Origin of the sequence: Sulfurimonas sp. HSL-3221, assembly GCF_021044585.1 — a bacterium.
Lineage (GTDB): Bacteria > Campylobacterota > Campylobacteria > Campylobacterales > Sulfurimonadaceae > Thiomicrolovo > Thiomicrolovo sulfuroxydans.
Genome location: NZ_CP087998.1, coordinates 2,339,873 through 2,357,306 on the forward strand (window position 1 = coordinate 2,339,873; position 17,434 = coordinate 2,357,306).

Annotated in this window: 21 protein-coding genes and 1 tRNA gene; 6 read left to right on the plus strand and 16 right to left on the minus strand. The window is 54.6% G+C overall.

The features are described 5' to 3' along the window. The first annotated feature begins 164 nt into the window (after positions 1–164). Positions 165–827: a response regulator transcription factor gene (locus tag LOH54_RS11925; RefSeq protein WP_231019319.1), complete on the plus strand. Its 663-nt coding sequence runs from the start codon at positions 165–167 to the stop codon at positions 825–827. Positions 828–1,019: 192 nt separating this feature from the next. Here the strand turns inward: LOH54_RS11925 and LOH54_RS11930 are convergent, their stop codons facing one another. From LOH54_RS11930 to LOH54_RS11940, 3 genes are read right to left on the minus strand one after another with little or no spacing between them, the layout of a single operon-like run. Continuing rightward, entirely contained in the window at positions 1,020–3,056 is a 2,037-nt protein-coding gene (locus LOH54_RS11930) for an ATP-binding protein (RefSeq protein ID WP_231019320.1), read from the minus strand. Then, positions 3,053–3,472 (minus strand): type 2 periplasmic-binding domain-containing protein, encoded by a 420-nt coding sequence (locus LOH54_RS11935; protein WP_231019321.1) that lies wholly within the window; start codon positions 3,470–3,472, stop codon positions 3,053–3,055. The genes LOH54_RS11930 and LOH54_RS11935 overlap by 4 nt, the downstream gene beginning before the upstream one ends. A gap of 10 nt (positions 3,473–3,482) precedes the next feature. Then, the gene (locus tag LOH54_RS11940) at positions 3,483–4,493 is read right to left on the minus strand and encodes a hypothetical protein (protein ID WP_231019322.1); all 1,011 of its coding nucleotides are present in this window, start codon (positions 4,491–4,493) and stop codon (positions 3,483–3,485) included. A gap of 56 nt (positions 4,494–4,549) precedes the next feature. Between LOH54_RS11940 and LOH54_RS11945 the strand changes: the two genes are divergently transcribed. The 4 genes from LOH54_RS11945 to LOH54_RS11960 all read left to right on the plus strand — a co-directional run bounded on the left by LOH54_RS11945 (position 4,550) and on the right by LOH54_RS11960 (position 7,642). Beyond that, the gene (locus LOH54_RS11945; RefSeq protein ID WP_231019324.1) at positions 4,550–5,404 is read left to right on the plus strand and encodes a CvfB family protein; all 855 of its coding nucleotides are present in this window, start codon (positions 4,550–4,552) and stop codon (positions 5,402–5,404) included. Positions 5,405–5,408: 4 nt separating this feature from the next. After that, the gene (locus LOH54_RS11950; protein WP_231019325.1) at positions 5,409–5,606 is read left to right on the plus strand and encodes a hypothetical protein; all 198 of its coding nucleotides are present in this window, start codon (positions 5,409–5,411) and stop codon (positions 5,604–5,606) included. Between the two features lie 104 nt (positions 5,607–5,710). Next, on the plus strand, positions 5,711–6,736 hold the full coding sequence (amrS, locus tag LOH54_RS11955; protein ID WP_231019326.1) for an AmmeMemoRadiSam system radical SAM enzyme: 1,026 nt from the start codon (positions 5,711–5,713) through the stop codon (positions 6,734–6,736). A gap of 135 nt (positions 6,737–6,871) precedes the next feature. Further along, a complete protein-coding gene (locus tag LOH54_RS11960) occupies positions 6,872–7,642 on the plus strand; it encodes a hypothetical protein (protein WP_231019327.1) in 771 nt (256 codons plus the stop codon). A gap of 345 nt (positions 7,643–7,987) precedes the next feature. Here the strand turns inward: LOH54_RS11960 and LOH54_RS11965 are convergent, their stop codons facing one another. Together LOH54_RS11965 and LOH54_RS11970 are read right to left on the minus strand one after the other, a co-directional pair. Then, positions 7,988–8,329, minus strand: coding sequence for a hypothetical protein (locus LOH54_RS11965; RefSeq protein WP_231019328.1), 342 nt, complete (start codon positions 8,327–8,329; stop codon positions 7,988–7,990). Positions 8,330–8,334: 5 nt separating this feature from the next. Then, positions 8,335–9,162, minus strand: coding sequence for an Ig-like domain-containing protein (locus tag LOH54_RS11970; protein ID WP_231019330.1), 828 nt, complete (start codon positions 9,160–9,162; stop codon positions 8,335–8,337). A gap of 220 nt (positions 9,163–9,382) precedes the next feature. On the opposite strand from LOH54_RS11970, the gene LOH54_RS11975 reads away from it, so the two are divergent. Further along, complete coding sequence (locus tag LOH54_RS11975) at positions 9,383–10,654, plus strand: MipA/OmpV family protein (protein ID WP_231019331.1); 1,272 nt, start codon at positions 9,383–9,385, stop codon at positions 10,652–10,654. Between the two features lie 5 nt (positions 10,655–10,659). Here the strand turns inward: LOH54_RS11975 and LOH54_RS11980 are convergent, their stop codons facing one another. From LOH54_RS11980 to rpsH, 11 genes are all read right to left on the minus strand, one after another. Next, the gene (locus LOH54_RS11980; RefSeq protein WP_231019332.1) at positions 10,660–11,928 is read right to left on the minus strand and encodes a GGDEF domain-containing protein; all 1,269 of its coding nucleotides are present in this window, start codon (positions 11,926–11,928) and stop codon (positions 10,660–10,662) included. 118 nt (positions 11,929–12,046) lie between these two features. Further along, entirely contained in the window at positions 12,047–12,766 is a 720-nt protein-coding gene (locus LOH54_RS11985) for a 2OG-Fe(II) oxygenase (RefSeq protein WP_231019333.1), read from the minus strand. Positions 12,767–12,844: 78 nt separating this feature from the next. Then, positions 12,845–12,921 (minus strand) — tRNA-Pro (locus tag LOH54_RS11990). 88 nt (positions 12,922–13,009) lie between these two features. Continuing rightward, entirely contained in the window at positions 13,010–13,228 is a 219-nt protein-coding gene (infA, locus tag LOH54_RS11995) for a translation initiation factor IF-1 (protein ID WP_231019334.1), read from the minus strand. After that, positions 13,229–13,996 (minus strand): type I methionyl aminopeptidase, encoded by a 768-nt coding sequence (map, locus tag LOH54_RS12000; protein WP_231019335.1) that lies wholly within the window; start codon positions 13,994–13,996, stop codon positions 13,229–13,231. 5 nt (positions 13,997–14,001) lie between these two features. After that, positions 14,002–15,264 carry a preprotein translocase subunit SecY gene (gene secY / locus LOH54_RS12005; RefSeq protein WP_231019336.1) on the minus strand — a complete coding sequence of 421 codons (1,263 nt, stop codon included), beginning with the start codon at positions 15,262–15,264 and terminating at the stop codon, positions 14,002–14,004. After that, a complete protein-coding gene (rplO, locus tag LOH54_RS12010) occupies positions 15,264–15,662 on the minus strand; it encodes a 50S ribosomal protein L15 (RefSeq protein WP_231019337.1) in 399 nt (132 codons plus the stop codon). The genes secY and rplO overlap by 1 nt, the downstream gene beginning before the upstream one ends. A 4-nt stretch (positions 15,663–15,666) precedes the next feature. Beyond that, entirely contained in the window at positions 15,667–16,110 is a 444-nt protein-coding gene (gene rpsE / locus LOH54_RS12015; protein WP_231019338.1) for a 30S ribosomal protein S5, read from the minus strand. Between the two features lie 10 nt (positions 16,111–16,120). Then, complete coding sequence (gene rplR / locus LOH54_RS12020) at positions 16,121–16,477, minus strand: 50S ribosomal protein L18 (protein ID WP_231019339.1); 357 nt, start codon at positions 16,475–16,477, stop codon at positions 16,121–16,123. An 11-nt stretch (positions 16,478–16,488) separates the two neighbouring features. Next, positions 16,489–17,025 (minus strand): 50S ribosomal protein L6, encoded by a 537-nt coding sequence (gene rplF, locus LOH54_RS12025; protein WP_231019340.1) that lies wholly within the window; start codon positions 17,023–17,025, stop codon positions 16,489–16,491. Between the two features lie 11 nt (positions 17,026–17,036). Further along, positions 17,037–17,432, minus strand: a complete 396-nt coding sequence (gene rpsH / locus LOH54_RS12030) for a 30S ribosomal protein S8 (RefSeq protein ID WP_231019341.1) — start codon at positions 17,430–17,432, stop codon at positions 17,037–17,039. Positions 17,433–17,434: the final 2 nt, after the last annotated feature.

The following is a 17,434-nucleotide window of genomic DNA, read 5'->3' on the forward strand; positions in this document are numbered from 1 at the left end:
GCTGTCTTCCGCCAAAGTTGCGTTTCCATCTTCATCTCCTCTCATCACTGGGGGAAGCCCCCCGACATTTTTCTCCACTGCCAGTATGGAACAACTGTATGAAGATTTGATGAAGGGTTACCAACCCCTTGTATAATACGGATAAATACAAAGAAGGAGGCAAAGTGGATATCTTGATTGTCGAAGACGAACCCGTTGTGGCCCGGCAGCTTGAGGAGACCCTGCACCAAGAGGCGTACAAAACCGTTGCCGCCGGCAGCGTCGCCGCAGCCAAACACGCCATGCAGGAGCAGAACTTCGACCTTATCCTTCTGGACTGGAACCTCCCCGACGGCGACGGCATCACACTGCTGCACGACTGGCGGTCGCAGAAAATCTGCATTCCCGTCCTCGTCCTTTCAGCCAATATCACCGTCGATGACCGGGTGCATGCCCTCAATGCCGGCGCCGACGACTACCTGTGCAAACCCCACTCGAGCATCGAACTGCTTGCACGTGTCCGCGCCCTGCTGCGCCGGGACGCCCCGCTCAAAAGCTCCAAGCTGAGTGCCGAGGATGTCATCGTCGATATTATTGCAAGGGAGGTGGGCGTCGCCGGTGCTCCTGTCAAACTCAGTCTGGCCGAGTTCGACCTGCTGACGCTGCTGATGCAGCACCAGGGCATCGTCCTGACGCGCTTCCAGCTCAACGAACACATCAGCAAGGATTTCGACCGGATCTCGGTCAGCAACCTGATCGATGTCCACATCCGAAATATCCGCAAAAAGCTTGACCGCCCGGAACTGATCCAGACCGTCCGCGGCGTCGGCTATACCATTAAAACATAACGGCATCCGGGCAAAGCCCGGCTCCCTACGCTAACGCTGTGTTCCCCTCGGTGGTGGGCCCACACTCCAAGAGCACTTCTGTCAGGGCGTGCGCAGATGAACCGCGCTGTTTCCATGACAATGCGGTATCCGGGCAAAACAAGGGTACCGTTCGCATAGCGATGTTTCCCGAAAACAGCCGAAAATCGTACGCTACAGCGTCGTCAAACAGAGCCGCGCCGTACTTCCCATACCCACTCCGTCGCTGGAGAGCGTCAGTTCCGCACCGATATGCTGGGCATAGCGCCGGCTCAGGGCCAGTCCCAGGCCGCTGCCGCCGCGTACCCGATCCGTCTCCTCCGACTGTACAAAAGGTTCAAAGACATGCTTCAGCGTCTCGGCCGTCATCCCCCGTCCGGTGTCCTGTACCCGGAGGCAGAGGACCGACTCCGTCGTATCGAACCGGCAAGAGACGCTGCCGCTGTCGGTGAATTTCACGGCATTGGAGAGCAGATTGAGGATGATCTGCCGCAGGAAACGGCGGTCGGCGACCACGGTCGCGTCCGGCACGGACGCCGGCAGCAGGAGTGCCACCCCTTTTTGCTCCGCCAGGGGGGCGAGCAGTGTGCCCACCTCATCGAACATCTCGCCGATCTCCGCCGTCTGGAGGGTTTCGAGCTCCGGCTCGTACTTTCCGGCATCCAGCCGCGCCAGGTCCAGCAGATCGTTTACCATCCCCAGCAGCTGCTGGGCGGCATGCTCAATCCCCCCGATGCGTTCAAGCGCGCCCGCTTCCAGTTTTCCGTAGCCGACCAGGAACTGGGTCTGGGACAAGATGGCATGCAGCGGAGTCCGCAGGTCGTGGGAGAGATGGGAGATGAACGCCGTTTTCGCCGCCGAGTCTCGGCGCAACCGGTTATAGGCGCGGATCTGCCCGATCCGTGCCGCGATCATCGAAGCGACGGCACGGAAAAACGCCTGCTCCTCCTCCGCCAACCCTTCGGGCAGGATAAGCGAACCGTAGTATTTGAGCGTTTCATGCTCGAAGTCGTACACAAAGAGCGTCGGCATCGCTTTTGCCGCCCCGGCACGGGCGAACCGCACATTGTACTCGGGGGCAAGCATTTTCAGTTCGGAGAGGGCCGTTTTCAGGCAGGCGCTCTCCTCTTCAGTCTCCATCAGGCGGTGGAAAAGGGCGATCATCTGCGTCAGACGCTGCAGACGGAAAACGTTCTCCCGTTCCAGCGCTTCGAAGGCGCGGCGGATATCCTCCGCCATCGCGTTGAACGCCTGCGCCAGCTGCCCGATCTCATCCGTGCGGCCGCTGTCGACCGGGAGACTGTACTGGCGGGTCCGCACCATATCCGATGCCTGGCGCTGCAGCGCCCCGAGCGGTGCGACGATACGGCGGGAGAACCAGAAAGCCGCCGCGGCGATCACCCCGACGCCGAAGATCAGCATCAGGCTCAATAGACGGTTCAGGTCACCGATCAGCGAGCGCTGAAGCGCCCGGTCCAGGTGGTAGACCACGTACCAGCCCGCCAATTGCGGCGCCAGCGAGCGGTAGAGCCAAAGTGTGCGCTTCTTCTCCACCACGCCCTTGAGCCCTTCCGCCTTGAAGGGGGGCATCGTCCCCCCGATGGTGCTGCCTGTTTCCGTATTGATAAAGAAGCTCGATGCCGGGGCGCCCTCAAGATTGAAACGCTGCAGGTTCGCGGTTTTGTACTCCATCACCAGGTAGCCGATCACCCGCTCCGCCCCCAAAGCCGCGTGCACCGGGACCTCCAGCAGCAGAAGTCCGTCATCCGCCTGGACGGGTGCACTCTGTCCCACGGCACGCTCGAAGGCGCGATAGCGGGCGTAGGGCTTCCCCGTCAGCGCCACATCGGTCGCGGCGACAACACGGCCGTTGAGCCCCAGCGCCAACAGAGTGATGTCCAGATCATATACCCCCTTGTAACGCTCCAGCAGGGATGCCACCCGTCGGTCGAGGTCGCTGATCAGCAGGTCGTCCATCACGACCGAACCGGCCAGAAAGTGCAACTCCCGGTAGAGCTGCTCGATATGATGCTCGACATCCGAGACGACCTGCGCCATTCTCCCCTGATGCTCATCGTAGAAATGCTCCGTATAGAGCTTCTCCTCACTCACGAGCGTATAGGCGAGGATCGCCGCATACGGCACCACGCCGATCAGAAAGATCAGCAGCAGCAGCTTCGCAGCCATATGCCGCCGGATCCAGCCGATCACTGCGATGTCCCCGCTTCATAATGCAGTACGGTGACATTCGCATCCACCGCCATGGCGTAGGGGATGTAGCCCACGGCGCCCTCCACCTGCTGTACGTAGGCCAGGACCGCTTCGGCGGAACCCACGACCTTCGGCGGCCGCTGACCGAGGTAGTGGCGCCGGATCCACCACTCCCGCAGCGCCGCACGGGAAAGCTTCAGTGTCTCCCCTTCGAACTGTTGGCGCAGCGGATCCTCCGCCCCCAGCTGCAGCGGGAAAAGCCGTACGTCTCTGACGTAACGAATTTTACCGAGGTAGACATCCCGTATCTGTGCCGCGCTCAACGAATCAAGGGGGGAATCGGCACGGATAACCAGGGCCCACTCCTCGGCGTTAAGCGCTAGGGAGAGGAGCAGCATCAGTACCGGTTTCACCATCGTACGCATCCTAGAAGAGCATCGAGAACGACACAATCATGACGTCCTCGTTCTCCCGGGTATGAAACTGGTACTCCCCTTTGAACGCCACGGGGAAAAGCGGACGGTAGGTATACCCCACAACAGTGACCATGTCGTCGGAATTGGCGATATAGTCCGTTGTGTACTCCAGACGCAGTACCGCGTAATGGTGTTCGCGGATCTGCCGGGTTCCCTGGAGATACCCACCCGCATTGCTGCGCGTATTGTCATCGTTGCGCCGGTAGCCGGCTTCGGCCATGATCCTGGTCAGCGCCGTACGGTACTGGCCCGATACATACAGGTAGCCCCACGCCTCCTCTTCGACCCGTTCCTCGTAACGCCCGGCGTTTACACCGCACGACCAGGCCCCCCGTTCGCCGATGACACCGATCCCGCTCTGGCGCTCGATATCGAAGTTGTTATAGAGGTTGTCGCCGTTAAACGCCGCGTCCAGGTCCTTCGTGACCTGCATCAGGACATTGACGCTGACCGCTCCCGCCGTGATCTTGGCATCGATCCCCGTCGTAAAGCGGGGGAAGATCTTCTCGGTGATGCTGGGACTGGAGGTCGTATCGCGCAGGACATTGATCGGCATCCGGTTCCAGTAGCCGACCGGCGTATTGAACTTCCCGACCGTCACCTGCAGCCGTTCGGAAGGTTCGTACTGGAGGTAGACGCGCTCCGTATGGGGGGTGCCGTCGAAATCGGTCTGGGCATCGTACCCGTAGCGCCTCCGGTACAGATCGCCCCACTCGATCTCCGCCAGGCCGCTCCACGCTCCCTTTGTACCGTACAACATGACGGCCAGATCATCGAGACTGATCTCGCTTGATCCTTTGAAGTTGTTCCAGTAGGCCAGGGAGGAGTACCCGCCGAGATAGAGCGGCGTTTTGCCGACCTGTACCCCTTCGCCGAGACGGTATTCGTCCGCTGCCGCCCCCGACAGTGTCATTAATGCCAGAAGCCCCGCGGTCCAAACCCGTCTCATCATCTTCATCATGCCCCATTATACAATGACTCCTCCCAACAACGGTGGCTTTGGGCTATAATGTCGGTATGAATAGTCCCCTCACCCCTACCCTTGATTTCGGCCGTGTCAACAGACTCCGGATCGACCGTTTCGCCGTGCCGGGCGTCTACCTGATGGCCGAGGACGGCAGCGACGTCCTGCTGCCCAACCAGTACGTGACCGATGAGATGGCCATAGACGATCTTCTCGAGGTCTTCGTCTATACCGACTCCGAGGACCGCCCCGTCGCGACCACCGACCGGCCGACGGCGATGCGCGACGAGTTCGGCTTTTTCACCGTCGTCGACGTCGCCAAATTCGGCGCCTTTGTCGACTGGGGACTTCCCAAGGACCTGCTGGTACCGAAAAACCGGCAGAAAACGCCCTTCAAAGTCGGGGAAAAGCGCTTTTTGCGGGTCGTCAAAGATGAGCAGTCCGAACGCCTGGTCGGGGTGGAGCGCATCAGCAAATACCTTTCGCATTCGCCCCACGGGTACCACCCCAACAAAGAGGTAAAGCTCCTCTTTATCGCCAAAACGCCCATGGGCTTCAAGGTGATCGTCGACGACGCCTTCGAGGGCCTGGTCTTCGACAACGAGATCTTCGAACCGGTCGCGGTCGGCGACAGCAGAACCGGCTACGTGAAGCAGGTCCGTGCCGACGGCAACTTCGACGTCAGCCTTCAGCCCGTCGGCAAAGCGGCCCGCGCCGACAGCGACCAGGCGAAGGTCCTCGTCCCCCTCGAAGCGGCGGGCGGCATGCTGCCGTACAACTCAAAAAGCGATGCGGACCTCATCACCAAAACCTTCGGCCTGAGCAAGAAAGCGTTCAAAAGAGCCCTTGTCCAGCTGCAGGAGAGCGGCGATATCGAGGTCAAAGAGACCGGGATCTACCGCAAATAGCGCGATGGCGAAGAAGAAAGCGGCCGAGTCCTATGCCGATGCGAAGATCGTGTTCGAACATGAACAGGAGCAGTGGCAGCTGCTGCGGCTCGACCCCAACAGTATGAACGTCGTCCTGCGCGCGCAAGAAAGCGGCGAAGAGCGCACCCTCCCGTTCGCCCACCTCCCGAAGAGCGTCAAGAAAAAGATCCGCCCCCTTTAACAACAACGCTTCCCCCTCTTTTCGCAAACAGTGTATAATGGAATATAAGTAGTTTCTATTCAGGCGACCCGTTTTCTCACCCGACACCGTTGAAAGGAGAGCACATGTCAGCCCCTGCATGGTTATCAAAAAAACTCGATGACGGCCGCATCCTCTGCGAGGCGTGCCATCAGCACTGCAAACTCTCGGAAGGCGAATACGGCGTCTGCGGCATCCGCAAGGTCGAAGGGGGGCAGCTGCAGCTGCTCACTTACGGCCTGGCCGCCGCCGTCAACGTCGACCCCGTCGAAAAGAAACCGATGTTCCACTTCCTGCCCGACACCAAGGCCTTCTCCTTCGGAACGGTCGGCTGCAACTTCGCGTGCAAATTCTGCCAGAATGCGGACATCTCCCAGTATCCCAAGGAGCACGGTCACGCCATCGCCGGACAGCCGCTCAGCCCCGAACAGATCGTGGCCCTGGCCAAAGAGTACGGCTGCGATTCGATCGCCTATACCTACAACGAGCCGGTCGTTTTCTTCGAATACACCTACGATACCGCCAAGCTGGCCCACGAGGCGGGGTTGAAGAACATCTACGTCACCAGCGGCTTCGAGACCCACAAGGCCATCGACACCCTGCTGCCCTACCTCGACGGGATGAACATCGATATCAAAGGCTACACCGAGGAGTTTTACGAAGATATCTGCGGCGCCAAGCTCAAGCCCGTGCTCGATACGGTCAAATACGCCCACGACAAGGGGATCTGGATCGAAGTGACGACCCTGCTTATTCCCGGCAAGAATGACAGCGATGAGGAGATCAGAAAGATCGCACGTTTCGTGGCCGACCTCGATGTGAACATCCCCTGGCACGTCAGCGGTTTCTACCCCATGTACAAAATGCTCGACGTCCCACCGACCCCGCCAACCACCCTGATCCGCGCCTACGAGATCGGCAAGGAGGAGGGGCTCAACTTCGTCTACATCGGCAACTACGACGACGAGGACCGCGAATCGACCTACTGCCCCAACTGCGGCTTCAAGGTCATCAACCGCAGCGGCCATATCGGCCAGTACGTGCAGAACCACCTCACCGACGAAGGCAACTGCCCGCAGTGCGGGACGCATATCCCGGGGGTGTGGGAGTAAGGGCGCTTGCCTATCTCATAGGTGCTCCCATTGTCCCAATGAAAGTGCATACTTTCCGATCTCAAACAATTATAAAATGATCTACAATTTCCAATAAGCTATAATATTTCAAAAACCGCTGATTTTGGAAAAAGTATGAGACAATTAATTGTTATTTTTATGATTTCAATTTCTTTTTTTTGTTTGTCTGTACAAGCAAAGAATGAGTTAAATAGTTCACTGAAGTCGAGCAGTGAAATAAATTTCACCAAGAGCAATCAACCTAACACTCTTAAACTCCTGAAAAATGATAAAGAGAGGATAAAAAGAGAAGAAATATTTCGGGAAGAAGTCAGGAAAGAAATAGAAAAATCTCGTAAACCAACGACATGGTATGCCAGAATATTGAAATTTTTCAATACTCCGCTGGGTATCTGGTTGCTTTCTACCGTTGTTGTTGGTGTTCTCGGTTGGCTTATATCTCGGTGGCAGAGTAGATTAACTGAAGAACGAAAAAATAAAGCAAAAATGGAGGAAATCGATCTCCAAATAGCTCTTCGTTTAAAACACCTACATATAAGTTTAAAAAAACCTTCTCCGTGGAGTGAATATAAACATTACAGCATACAAGTAAAAGCTTTCCTAACTGGCATACCTTACACTGCTTTGTCTCCTGATTTAAAAGATAGAACTACTATATCATTACTCTTTGAACTAGGAAAAACTATACGTTCAATAGATGAGAAAAATAAAATTCAAAATTCAATCGATGCCTCAATGGCTTTGTACAATATTATGACTGAAGGATGGGGAGATAATACGGAAAAAAGCATGGAAGAAAACCGAAAAAAAGAACTTGTTGGAGCGTATAAAAAACATATTGCAAGTTTACAGCTTGATAGGTGGAGTTTTTCAGTCAACAAGTGAAGTGATAGGTTTTTTCGTTCTTTCTTCTTTCTCTCGTTCCCACCGTCTCGGTGGGAATGCATATGTTATGAAATCACCAGGCCGGATCGACGCTCAACAGTCCGGGTATGCCTTCATAATCCCTCGCGCTGGAGTACCGTCAGTGTGAAGCAGTATCAACATAGCCCCTTTTAACAGGATTGTTATGGATATACTCTATGCACTCTCTCATCATTGCATCACTAAGTAACTGTTTCGGGGCGGGTGAATATCGGTATCCAATGCAGTATCGTGCAGGTCACGAAGTGCGGGGCTGTCGGTTCATAAACCTTGTAGCGGCTTCTGCCCATTAAGGCTTCTTTTCCTCTATTCGATCTCATATGCATTCCCACCGAGACGGTGGGAACGAGGGAATGTCTCGAGTACATCGGTCATTTTCCCCTGGCTCCAGTTGTATTGTAGTTTTACTTCGCCGTATTTTGCTTGGAGAACAGGATCATTTTTTATGATTTCTCTTGCAATTAATTCATTCAATTTATATTGACTGCAATTAGCTGCACTATTTTGTAAGCAATCTCTAGAATATTCATCATTCCATACTCCATTCCCAAAATATATGTCAGTTTTTCGTTCGTCAATTATTCCAGCAAATAAAGACATGTATCCACAAATAATTAGAGTATAAAAACCTAGATGAAGCTTTTTCATAATAACTATTCACTTAGTTCATCTATGTTTATTTGACAAGCAGTCAGGTCTGCTGGTGGTAAATCAAAAAGATTGCCACTGCATATTTTATTAAACTCAAATCTTTGTTCTATTCTTGCTCTAGTATTAAAAATTTGATCTTCAAGTTTAATTCCGAGTATTGTGCTTGCATTTTCTTTGGCCCATGCCATATACTCGGTAAAAGTCATCTCTTTTGTGTACTTTTTTTCAAAGTATCTTTGACAGCTAGTATATTTTTCTAAATAAATTCTGTTTTTTAAAATAGGAGCTTCTATGATTTTCTGCCAAGCCCATGCATACTGGAGAGATAAAGCTGTTTGTGTCTTTGGGAAATGAAGATTTTTAGCTTCTTCGACAATAATAAGCCGTTCAACATCATCTCTTATACCATTATTGTTATCATCAATCCCAAGTAATGTGGCATTATTCTTTTCTTTATCCGGTTCCGGCGGTAGGCGGTGGCCGTGGATAATCTTGTAGACCGTCACGTTCTGCTCCTGCGAATATTCCCCATCGACTTCTGCCCTAATAGTCGCCGTCCCTTCCGCTTTGGCAAACAGCTTCGTGCCGTTGATCTCGGTCACGTTTGTATCGCTGATAAGCCAGACGATATTTTTATTGGAAGTGATATCTTGCCCGTCGTCCGTCTTGAGTGTCACTGTCGTATCGTTGTTCTCCGGAAGCTCAACGGTTTCAATCTGCAGCTCCAGTGTCTGCAGGGCGGGGTCGATGGTTTGCGTCGTATTCGTTTCAGTGCGTTGGTCCCGCTCGGTGCATCCCTGGAAAAGCACGACTGCCAGCAAGAGCATCATGAAAATATAGTAACGTATTTTTAAACCTTTTTAAACATATTTAGTTATATTATTGCTTTTCAAATAAACAAGCGCTGAAATTGATGCAGGTGGAATCAGCCGGACGGCTATCTTATTTGCATTCCTATCGAAACGGTGGGAACAAGGGAGCATCCCGCCTCAAGGTCGCCCGTAACCCATCCGCAACCCATCCTCTATACAATCCCTGCCCATGATAAGGGTGGCGATACTGTTGCTGGTGCTGCTGTTCTGTGCCCGGGGGGCCGAGGAGCATGCAAACGCATCGTGGGGCATGGCCTCGGTACTGCGCAGCGCCACCATTCCCTATGCGACGACACAAAACGACTCCCTGCTGAACAGCTATGTGCTGCTGCTCTACCTCGATACGCCTTATCTTTTTTTAAACGGCACCGAAGCAGGCATTCCCTTCTGCGGCAGAGGCCGCTGGAGCGTTGCCGCCTACGGCGCTATACACTTCGTCGACATGCCGCGGCACGACCCGAACACCTTCAGCGACGATACTGCCGACCTCGGCGTAATGGCGCGTTACCGTACAGGAAAGTGGCACGCCGATCTGCTGCTGCTCAGCGACCCGGCATGGCGCTCTCATGCGAAACTGCGTGTCGGCACCGTGCTGGAACGGGGCGCCTGGTCGTGGCGCCCCTACGCCGCTGCAGAGATCAAAAGTGCGGAGTACAACAGCGCCTACTACGGGCAGAAGCTTGTCCGTGTCGGCGCGGACGCGGCGGCCGAAGCGGGCATCAACACGCGCTGGTACCTGACCGACGACATCGCCCTGATCGCCGACGCGAAGCTGCGTTACCTCGGCGGCGAAGCGGCCGAAGCCCCGACGACCGATTCCGCGTGGCAGAGCGAACTTACCCTCGGTGCGGGGATCTTTCAGAACACGCAGCGGACACGACACGGATTCGACCCCAAAGGCTACCTGCGCGTCGCCTTCGGCGAGGCGACCCCCTCCTCTTTCAGTGAAAACCTCCTGGGCGAAGGAGTCCGGGACAAACACGGGCTCTACCTGCTCTCCCTCTTTTACGGCCTGCCGCTCTCGAAGCGCCTCTTCGGTGCGCCGATCCGCACCTACTTTGCACCGGGGTTCGTCCACCATTTCGCCAACGACCTCCAGCCCCCCGCCCAGGAGTATGTCGGCGCCTTCAAGTTCTACTACCGGCCGCCGCACTGGTGGCTCCGGTTCGGGTTCGGCACCGGGCTCTCCTACATCACCCGAACAACCTACATCGAACGCTCCATCAATGCCAAGGACGGCTACGACCACACCTCACACCTGCTGCAGTACCTCGACTTCTCATTCGATTTTGAGCTGTGCCGTCTCTTTGGAAGCGGGTGGAAAGCCCTCTGGTTCGGCTACGCGCTGCACCACCGCTCCGGCGTCTTCGAATCCGCCCATCAATACGGCCAGATCAAAGGGGGCAGCAACTACAACACTTTCTACCTGCAGCTGCATTTCGGCGAATAACGGCGCTACATCACCGTCCGGTTGCGGCCGAGCTGTTTGGCCCGGTAGAGATTCATATCCGCCTCGAAAACGAGGTGGCGGGGATTGTCGCGCAGGCGTTCGCTGTATTCGGCGATGCCGCTGCTGACCGTGACGGGGGTCGTGATAACGCACCCTTCCCACGTCCGGTTTTCAAAACAGGTTCGGATCTTTTCGCAGATGGCAAACGCCTCTGCGGCCGACGTTCCCGGCAGAATCGCCAGGAACTCCTCTCCCCCGTAGCGGAAAATATGATCAGTTTTGCGTAGATGTTTTGAGAGCGTCTCCGCCATCCCGACTATCACCACGTCGCCGTCCTGGTGGCCGCAGGTGTCATTGATCTTCTTGAAGTGGTCGAGGTCGAACATCACGACGCAAAAAACCGTGCCGATCAGGCTGTGCAGCCGGATCTCGCTGCTGAGGATCTCCATGAGGTCGCGCCGGTTCAACAGACCCGTCAGTGCATCCTTGGAGACGTCATCGATCAGCGTCTGCTGGGTAACGTTGATATTGAGTTCGTTGTAAAGGTACATGGATTGACGGACCAGCATGACGTAGTCGATGAAGATCTTGTGATAATCCTCCCGCTTGATGGACCGGTAGATGTTCATCGTGATCAGATGGATATCACGGTGCGTGTCCAGCATATCCTGCCGCACCATGGGATCGGGGATGAACTTCACGAGTTCCGCGCTGTGCAGCCAGCTGCCGCACATGCAGCGGTGTTCGTCAAACTCGATCCGCGCGTTGGGGTTCATCAGGCGGATATCTTTGATCACCTCGAGGATCCACTCCAGGTGCTCCTTGACCGCAGGAATACCGATCTGCTGCTTGATCTGGCGCTCAAGGGTCTTCTGATCGCTGTCAAGGTTGGGCGCCAGGTAGCCGGCGGCACTGGCGTTGATCGCCCGGCGGATATAGAGCTCGATCGCGTCGGGCAGGCCCGTAATATCATTCACCTCTTCGAGTTCATCGATCAGAAAGGTATAGAGTGTATCGAAGGCGCCTCGGTACTCGACATAGGGAAGTCCCATCTTGAAATGGAAGAGGCCCAACTGTTTGAAGCGTGCAAAAAAAGCCTCATCCTCATCATACACGGCCTCGAGGAAACTGGCAAGCTGAGCCTGCTTGAGATGAGCAAGATCGACCCCTTTTAAGAACTCCTCAACATAGGTATTCTTGATCAGATCTTCATAAAAACGGTCAAAGGCGCGGTGCAGTATCCCTTCGAAAAGGGTGATATTCGATTTAATCATCGCCTCTCCTTCAACCAATGTTTTATTTCATTGAACTGTGAGAAATTATTACATCATAGAGTTATTATACTGCATTTTATTTCGCGCGTTTCTGTCTCCTGCTCCTACCTCAATTCTTTCAGCTGATGATGGCATCGTGCCACTGCACGAGGGTCAGGCGGTATCCGCCGGTGACGGGCAGGACTTCATGGCTGTAGATCGGGTTGCTCGGGAAGATGACCATATCCCCGGCTTTGGGGCGTATACACACCGGCACCCCGTCGGCACCGCTGAGATAGTTAAAGCGCAGCTCCCCTCCGGAGAAGTGCATCCCCTCCCCCTCTTCATCCCGATGCGTCGTCGCGAAAAGCACCGTCGTGATCTTGCGTTCCGGGGCGACCTGTGCAAAACCGACCGTTTCCCCGTCGCCGCTCACCAATTCGTTCGAATCATCGGCATGCTTGATATAAAACCCCCCTGCAGTGTACTCCAGTGCCTGCACCTCCGTAGCAGTCGTCAGGGCCACTTTAAAATAATCTTCAATCTGTTGCTGGTGATAGGCGAAACTGAGGTTATACCCTTCAAGCAGGGCTTCGGGCAGCTGATGGATCGCCGTCTTACGGATATCTTCTTCCAGTTCGGGTACGATCACACCGAGCTGGCTGTGCTTGACCAGGGCCCGCTCTCCTTCGCTCTTTTCAGAGGTATACGCTGCGATCTCAGCACAGGCTTCGGTGGAGAGGAAGTTCTCGATGATAAGATAGGGGTAGTCGTAATAGGGGTTGGCCATCAGGCGGGTCTCATATCGGAGGTCGGCGATGAAGTCATCGCAGTAGACAAAATTGCTGATTTGCCGCAAGCAGTTCTCCGTGCCCGTAAAGGCGAAAGTGGAATCTGAAATAGTAACCTAAGTTTTGAAAAAAAGTGTGGTGGAAAATGGTCGGGATGACAGGGCTCGAACCTGCGACCCCCAAGCCCCCAGCTTGGTGCGCTACCAGACTGCGCTACATCCCGACGAGGAGGAAAATTATATCCAAAAAGTTTAAAATTTCATGCTGGAACCGCACTGAAAAACAGTACGAATTCCATGGGGAAGCATGTATTATTTATAGCGGTACGTAATGCGGCCCTTGTCCAGGCTGTACGGCGTCAGTTCGATCTTGACGCGGTCGCCCGGAAGGATCTTGATGTAGTGCATCCGCATCTTGCCGGCAATGTGGCACAGGATCACGTGGCCGTTCTCAAGCTCTACACGAAAAGTCGCGTTCGGCAGCGCTTCAACTACTGTACCGTCAACCTCAATGACATCATCTTTTGCCATTTATGCTCCTTGGGGTAATGATAAGATTTCCGCTTTGCCGCCGATGACAGCAACCGTATGTTCGTAATGCGATCCGCGCAGGCCGTCGCTGCTGACAACGTCCCAGCCGTTTTCCAGGATCACCGCCTTGGCTTCTTTCTGGCAGATCATCGGCTCGATGCAGAACACCATGCCGTTCTTGATCTTCGGACCCGCCTTGGGGTTCGAACCTTCCAGATAGTTCGGGATCTCCGGCTCCTCATGGGGACGCTTGCCGATACCGTGGCCGCAGAACCCGCGCAGCGGCACGAAGCCGCGCTCGAGAATGAACTGCTCTATGGCCATGGAGAGCTCTTTGAACCGCATCCCCTCTTCAATGATATCGATGGCGTAGTAGAGCGAATCTTTGGCACAAGCGATCAACGCGTTGTCCTGCTCGGTCACCGTTCCGACCGGGACGGTAATGGCCGAATCGCCGTAATAGCCTTCGAGTTCCGTCCCGATGTCATAACCGATGATATCGCCTTCTTGCAGACGGTAATCATTGGGAATGCCGTGGATGATAACTTCATTGAGAGAGGTACAGACAGCATTGGGAAATCCGTAGAGCCCTTTGAAAGAGGGACGCGCACCGTGGCTGCGGATGTAATCCTCGGCCATGGCGTCGAGCTCTTTGAGGCTCAACCCCGGACGGGTCTCTTTACGGAGAAGGTCAAGGGTACCGCCGACGATAGCGTTGGCGGCACGGAGTTTTTCGATTTCTTCAGGTTTGCGCAGCGCGATGGCCATGGGAGTTACAGACCGACCGCGCTGAGGGTTTCGTACTTGCTCATGTAGATCTGCGCTTCGATCTTGCGCATCGTATCAAGAGCAACCTGGACGACGATAAGTACGGCCGTACCGCCGAAGTAGAACGGTACACCCATCCCCTTGACGATGATCCACGGCAGTGTCGCAACCAGGCCGAGGTAGATCGCCCCTGTAAACGTCAGGCGGGATGCCGTTTCGTTCAGGAACTCCTTCGTTGCTTCACCCGGGCGTACACCCGGGATGAAACCGCCCTGGCGCTTGAGGTTATCGGAGATATCCTTCGCGTTGAAGACGATCGACGCATAGAAATACGCGAAGAAGACAACGAACAGGAAGGTCAGGAAGTTAAAGAAGTAGCCGCTCGGATTGAGCAGGTCCGCTACCGCCTGAACATACGGGTTCGTACTGCTGGAGAGTACCGTCATCGGGAACATCAGGATCGCCGAAGCGAAGATGACCGGGATGACGCCCGAAAGGTTGACCTTGATCGGGATGTAGTTCATCACGCGCTTGTTCTGGTTCGCCATCATCGTTTTCTTGGCATACGTCACCGGGATGCGGCGTTCGCCGAGTTCCACGTAGATGATGATACCGACGGTGACGAGGATCAGCAGCAGGATCGCAATAACCGTGATGAAGCTGATCGCACCCGTATTGAGCATCGTGACCGTCTGACCGATCGCAGAGGGGATCGCAGAGACGATCCCGGCGAAGATGATCAGAGAGATACCGTTGCCGACGCCGCTTTGCGTAATCTGCTCACCGATCCACATCAACAGCATTGTACCGGCGAGCATGGAGATCGCCGCGACCATGACAAAAGTGCCGTGGTCCATCAGGATCGCGCTGCTGCCGTCTTTTCCTGTCATGCTCTGCAGACCGATGCTGACGCCGACCGCCTGTACGAGGGTAATGGCAATCGTGGAGTAGCGGATAATCTGCATATATTTGACCATGCCGTCGCGCTCTTTTTTCATCTGTCCGAGGTTCGGGAAGGTCGCTGCAAGCAATTCCATAATGATCGACGCGGTAATGTAAGGCATGATACCGAGTGAAATAATGGAGAGGCGTTCGACGGCGTTTCCGCTGAACATGTTAAACAGGCCGAGAGCATCGGAGGAGTGTGAATCGAAGAAAGAGGCGATGACGGCAGTGTCTACGCCCGGTACCGGCACGTAGGCCAGTAGCCGGTAGAGGAACAGAAACCCGATCGTAATGAGGATCTTGTTGATGAGCTGCTGGTTCATTACTTGCCGGTTGTTGTAACGTTTTCGTCTTTGATCTTGGAAGCGAGGTCTTTCGCAGATGCGCCGACCAGTTTGACCTTAGTCACGGCCTTGCTCATCTTGTGAACACCGCGGATCGCTTCGACTGTGATCTCGTCGAGTGCCGCAACCGCTTTCATGCGGTCGACGTTGATAACGTACGGTTTAACAACACGTGACGTGAACCCGATCTTCGGCAGACGGCGTGCCAGCGGCTGCTGACCACCCTCGAAGTTACGCTTTGCATTGTAACCTGAACGTGCCTTCTGACCTTTGTTACCTTTACCTGCGGTTTTACCGTTACCGCTACCCTGACCGCGGCCCAGACGCTTCGTAGAATGCGTGGAGCCAGCGGACGGTGTCAAGTTTTCGAGTGCCATATGCTTATCCTTTCATACGCGCAAGCGCTTCGATCGTCGCGCGGACAACCGAATTCGGATTGTTCGAACCGATGGATTTCGTCAGGATGTCCTGGATACCCGCGAGTTCGAGAACCGGACGCATCGCACCACCGGCGATAACACCGGTACCTTCGGAGGCCGGTTTCATCAGGATGCGGCTTGCGTTGAACTTGTGCTCGATATCGTGCGCAATTGTAGTCCCTTTAATCTTAACATCCGTCAAGTTTTTGAACGCTTCGTCTACCGCTTTGCGGATTGCGTCGGGAACCTCTTTGGCTTTGCCGTAACCGAAACCGACGATGCCGTTCTTGTTACCGACGACGACCAGCGCAGTGAAACGGAAACGACGACCACCTTTGACAACTTTTGTGACCCGACCGATGTGTACGATCGATTCTTCGAATTCTTCTCTGTTGACAGTTTTCATCGATCAGTCCTTAAAACTTAATTTCGTTCGCGCGAAGTGCATCGGCAAATGCCGCAACGACGCCGTGGTAGACGTAACCGTTACGGTCAAAGAAGATCTCACTGACGCCAGCTGCTTTGAGCTTGCCTGCGAAATCTGCTGCCAGTGCAGCCGCACCCTCTTTGTTCGCTTTCGCACCCAGCGGCTTCGTGTTGGAAGCTGCCAGTGTGACCGCGCTCGCGTCGTCGATTGCCTGGACGCTGAGGTAGCGGTTAGAGCGGAAGATGCTAACGCGCGGCTTCGCTGCCGTACCGTTGATGTTTGCACGGATGCGGCGCTTGCGCTGAACACGTTTTGAAACTTTTGCTTTCAATACTTTTGCATTCATCTGCTCACCCCTTATTTCTTAGCTGTTTTACCGGCTTTGCGGACAATATGTTCTTCAACATATTTGACACCTTTGCCTTTGTAAGGCTCCGGCGGACGGAAAGCGCGGATCTCGGCAGCCATCTGGCCGAGTTGCTGGTTGTCAACACCCTTGAGTGTGATAACGTTCTTGTCGACAGAAACGTCAACACCCGCAGGGATGTCGTAGTTGATGTCGTGGGAGAAGCCGAGCTGCATGTTCAGGACTTTGCCCTGGACCGCGGCGCGGTAACCGACACCGTTGATCTCGAGCTTGCGTTCGAAACCTTCAGTGAGGCCCTTGACGATGTTCGCGGCGAGGGCACGGTATGTCCCCCAGAATGCGCGGTGCTCGCGTGCATCGGATTTGGATGCAAACGTCAGGGTGTTGCCTTCGATCGTGAAGTCAACGTTGCCTTTCGTGTCGAGGGTACGCGTGTTGTTGCCTTTTTTGAAAGTGATAACTTCACCGTCAGCCGTTACGTTCACATCGGCCGGGAATGCGACCGGAGCTTTACCAATACGTGACATGCGTTATCTCCTTACCAAACTGTACAAAGTACTTCACCGCCGACGCCGAGCTCGTAAGCTTTATCGTTCGGGATGACACCTTTGGAAGTACTGACGATGATCGTACCGTAGCCGTTTTTGAAACGCTTGATATCGTCACGGCCCTTGTACACGCGGCGTCCCGGTTTGGAAACGCGCTTCATCTCGTTGATGACGGTTTTACCCGCTTCATCATACTTCAACACAACGTTGATGCTCTTCTTGTTGCCGTCTTCGACAACGTTAAAGCTATCAATGTAACCCTTCTCTGCGAGAATACCAACGACTGCTTCGACGGACTTGGAGTGCATCAGCGTTGTCACGTCGAGGCGACGCATTGCTGCATTCCGGATACGGGTCAAAGAGTCTGCAATAAGATCATTTACCATTT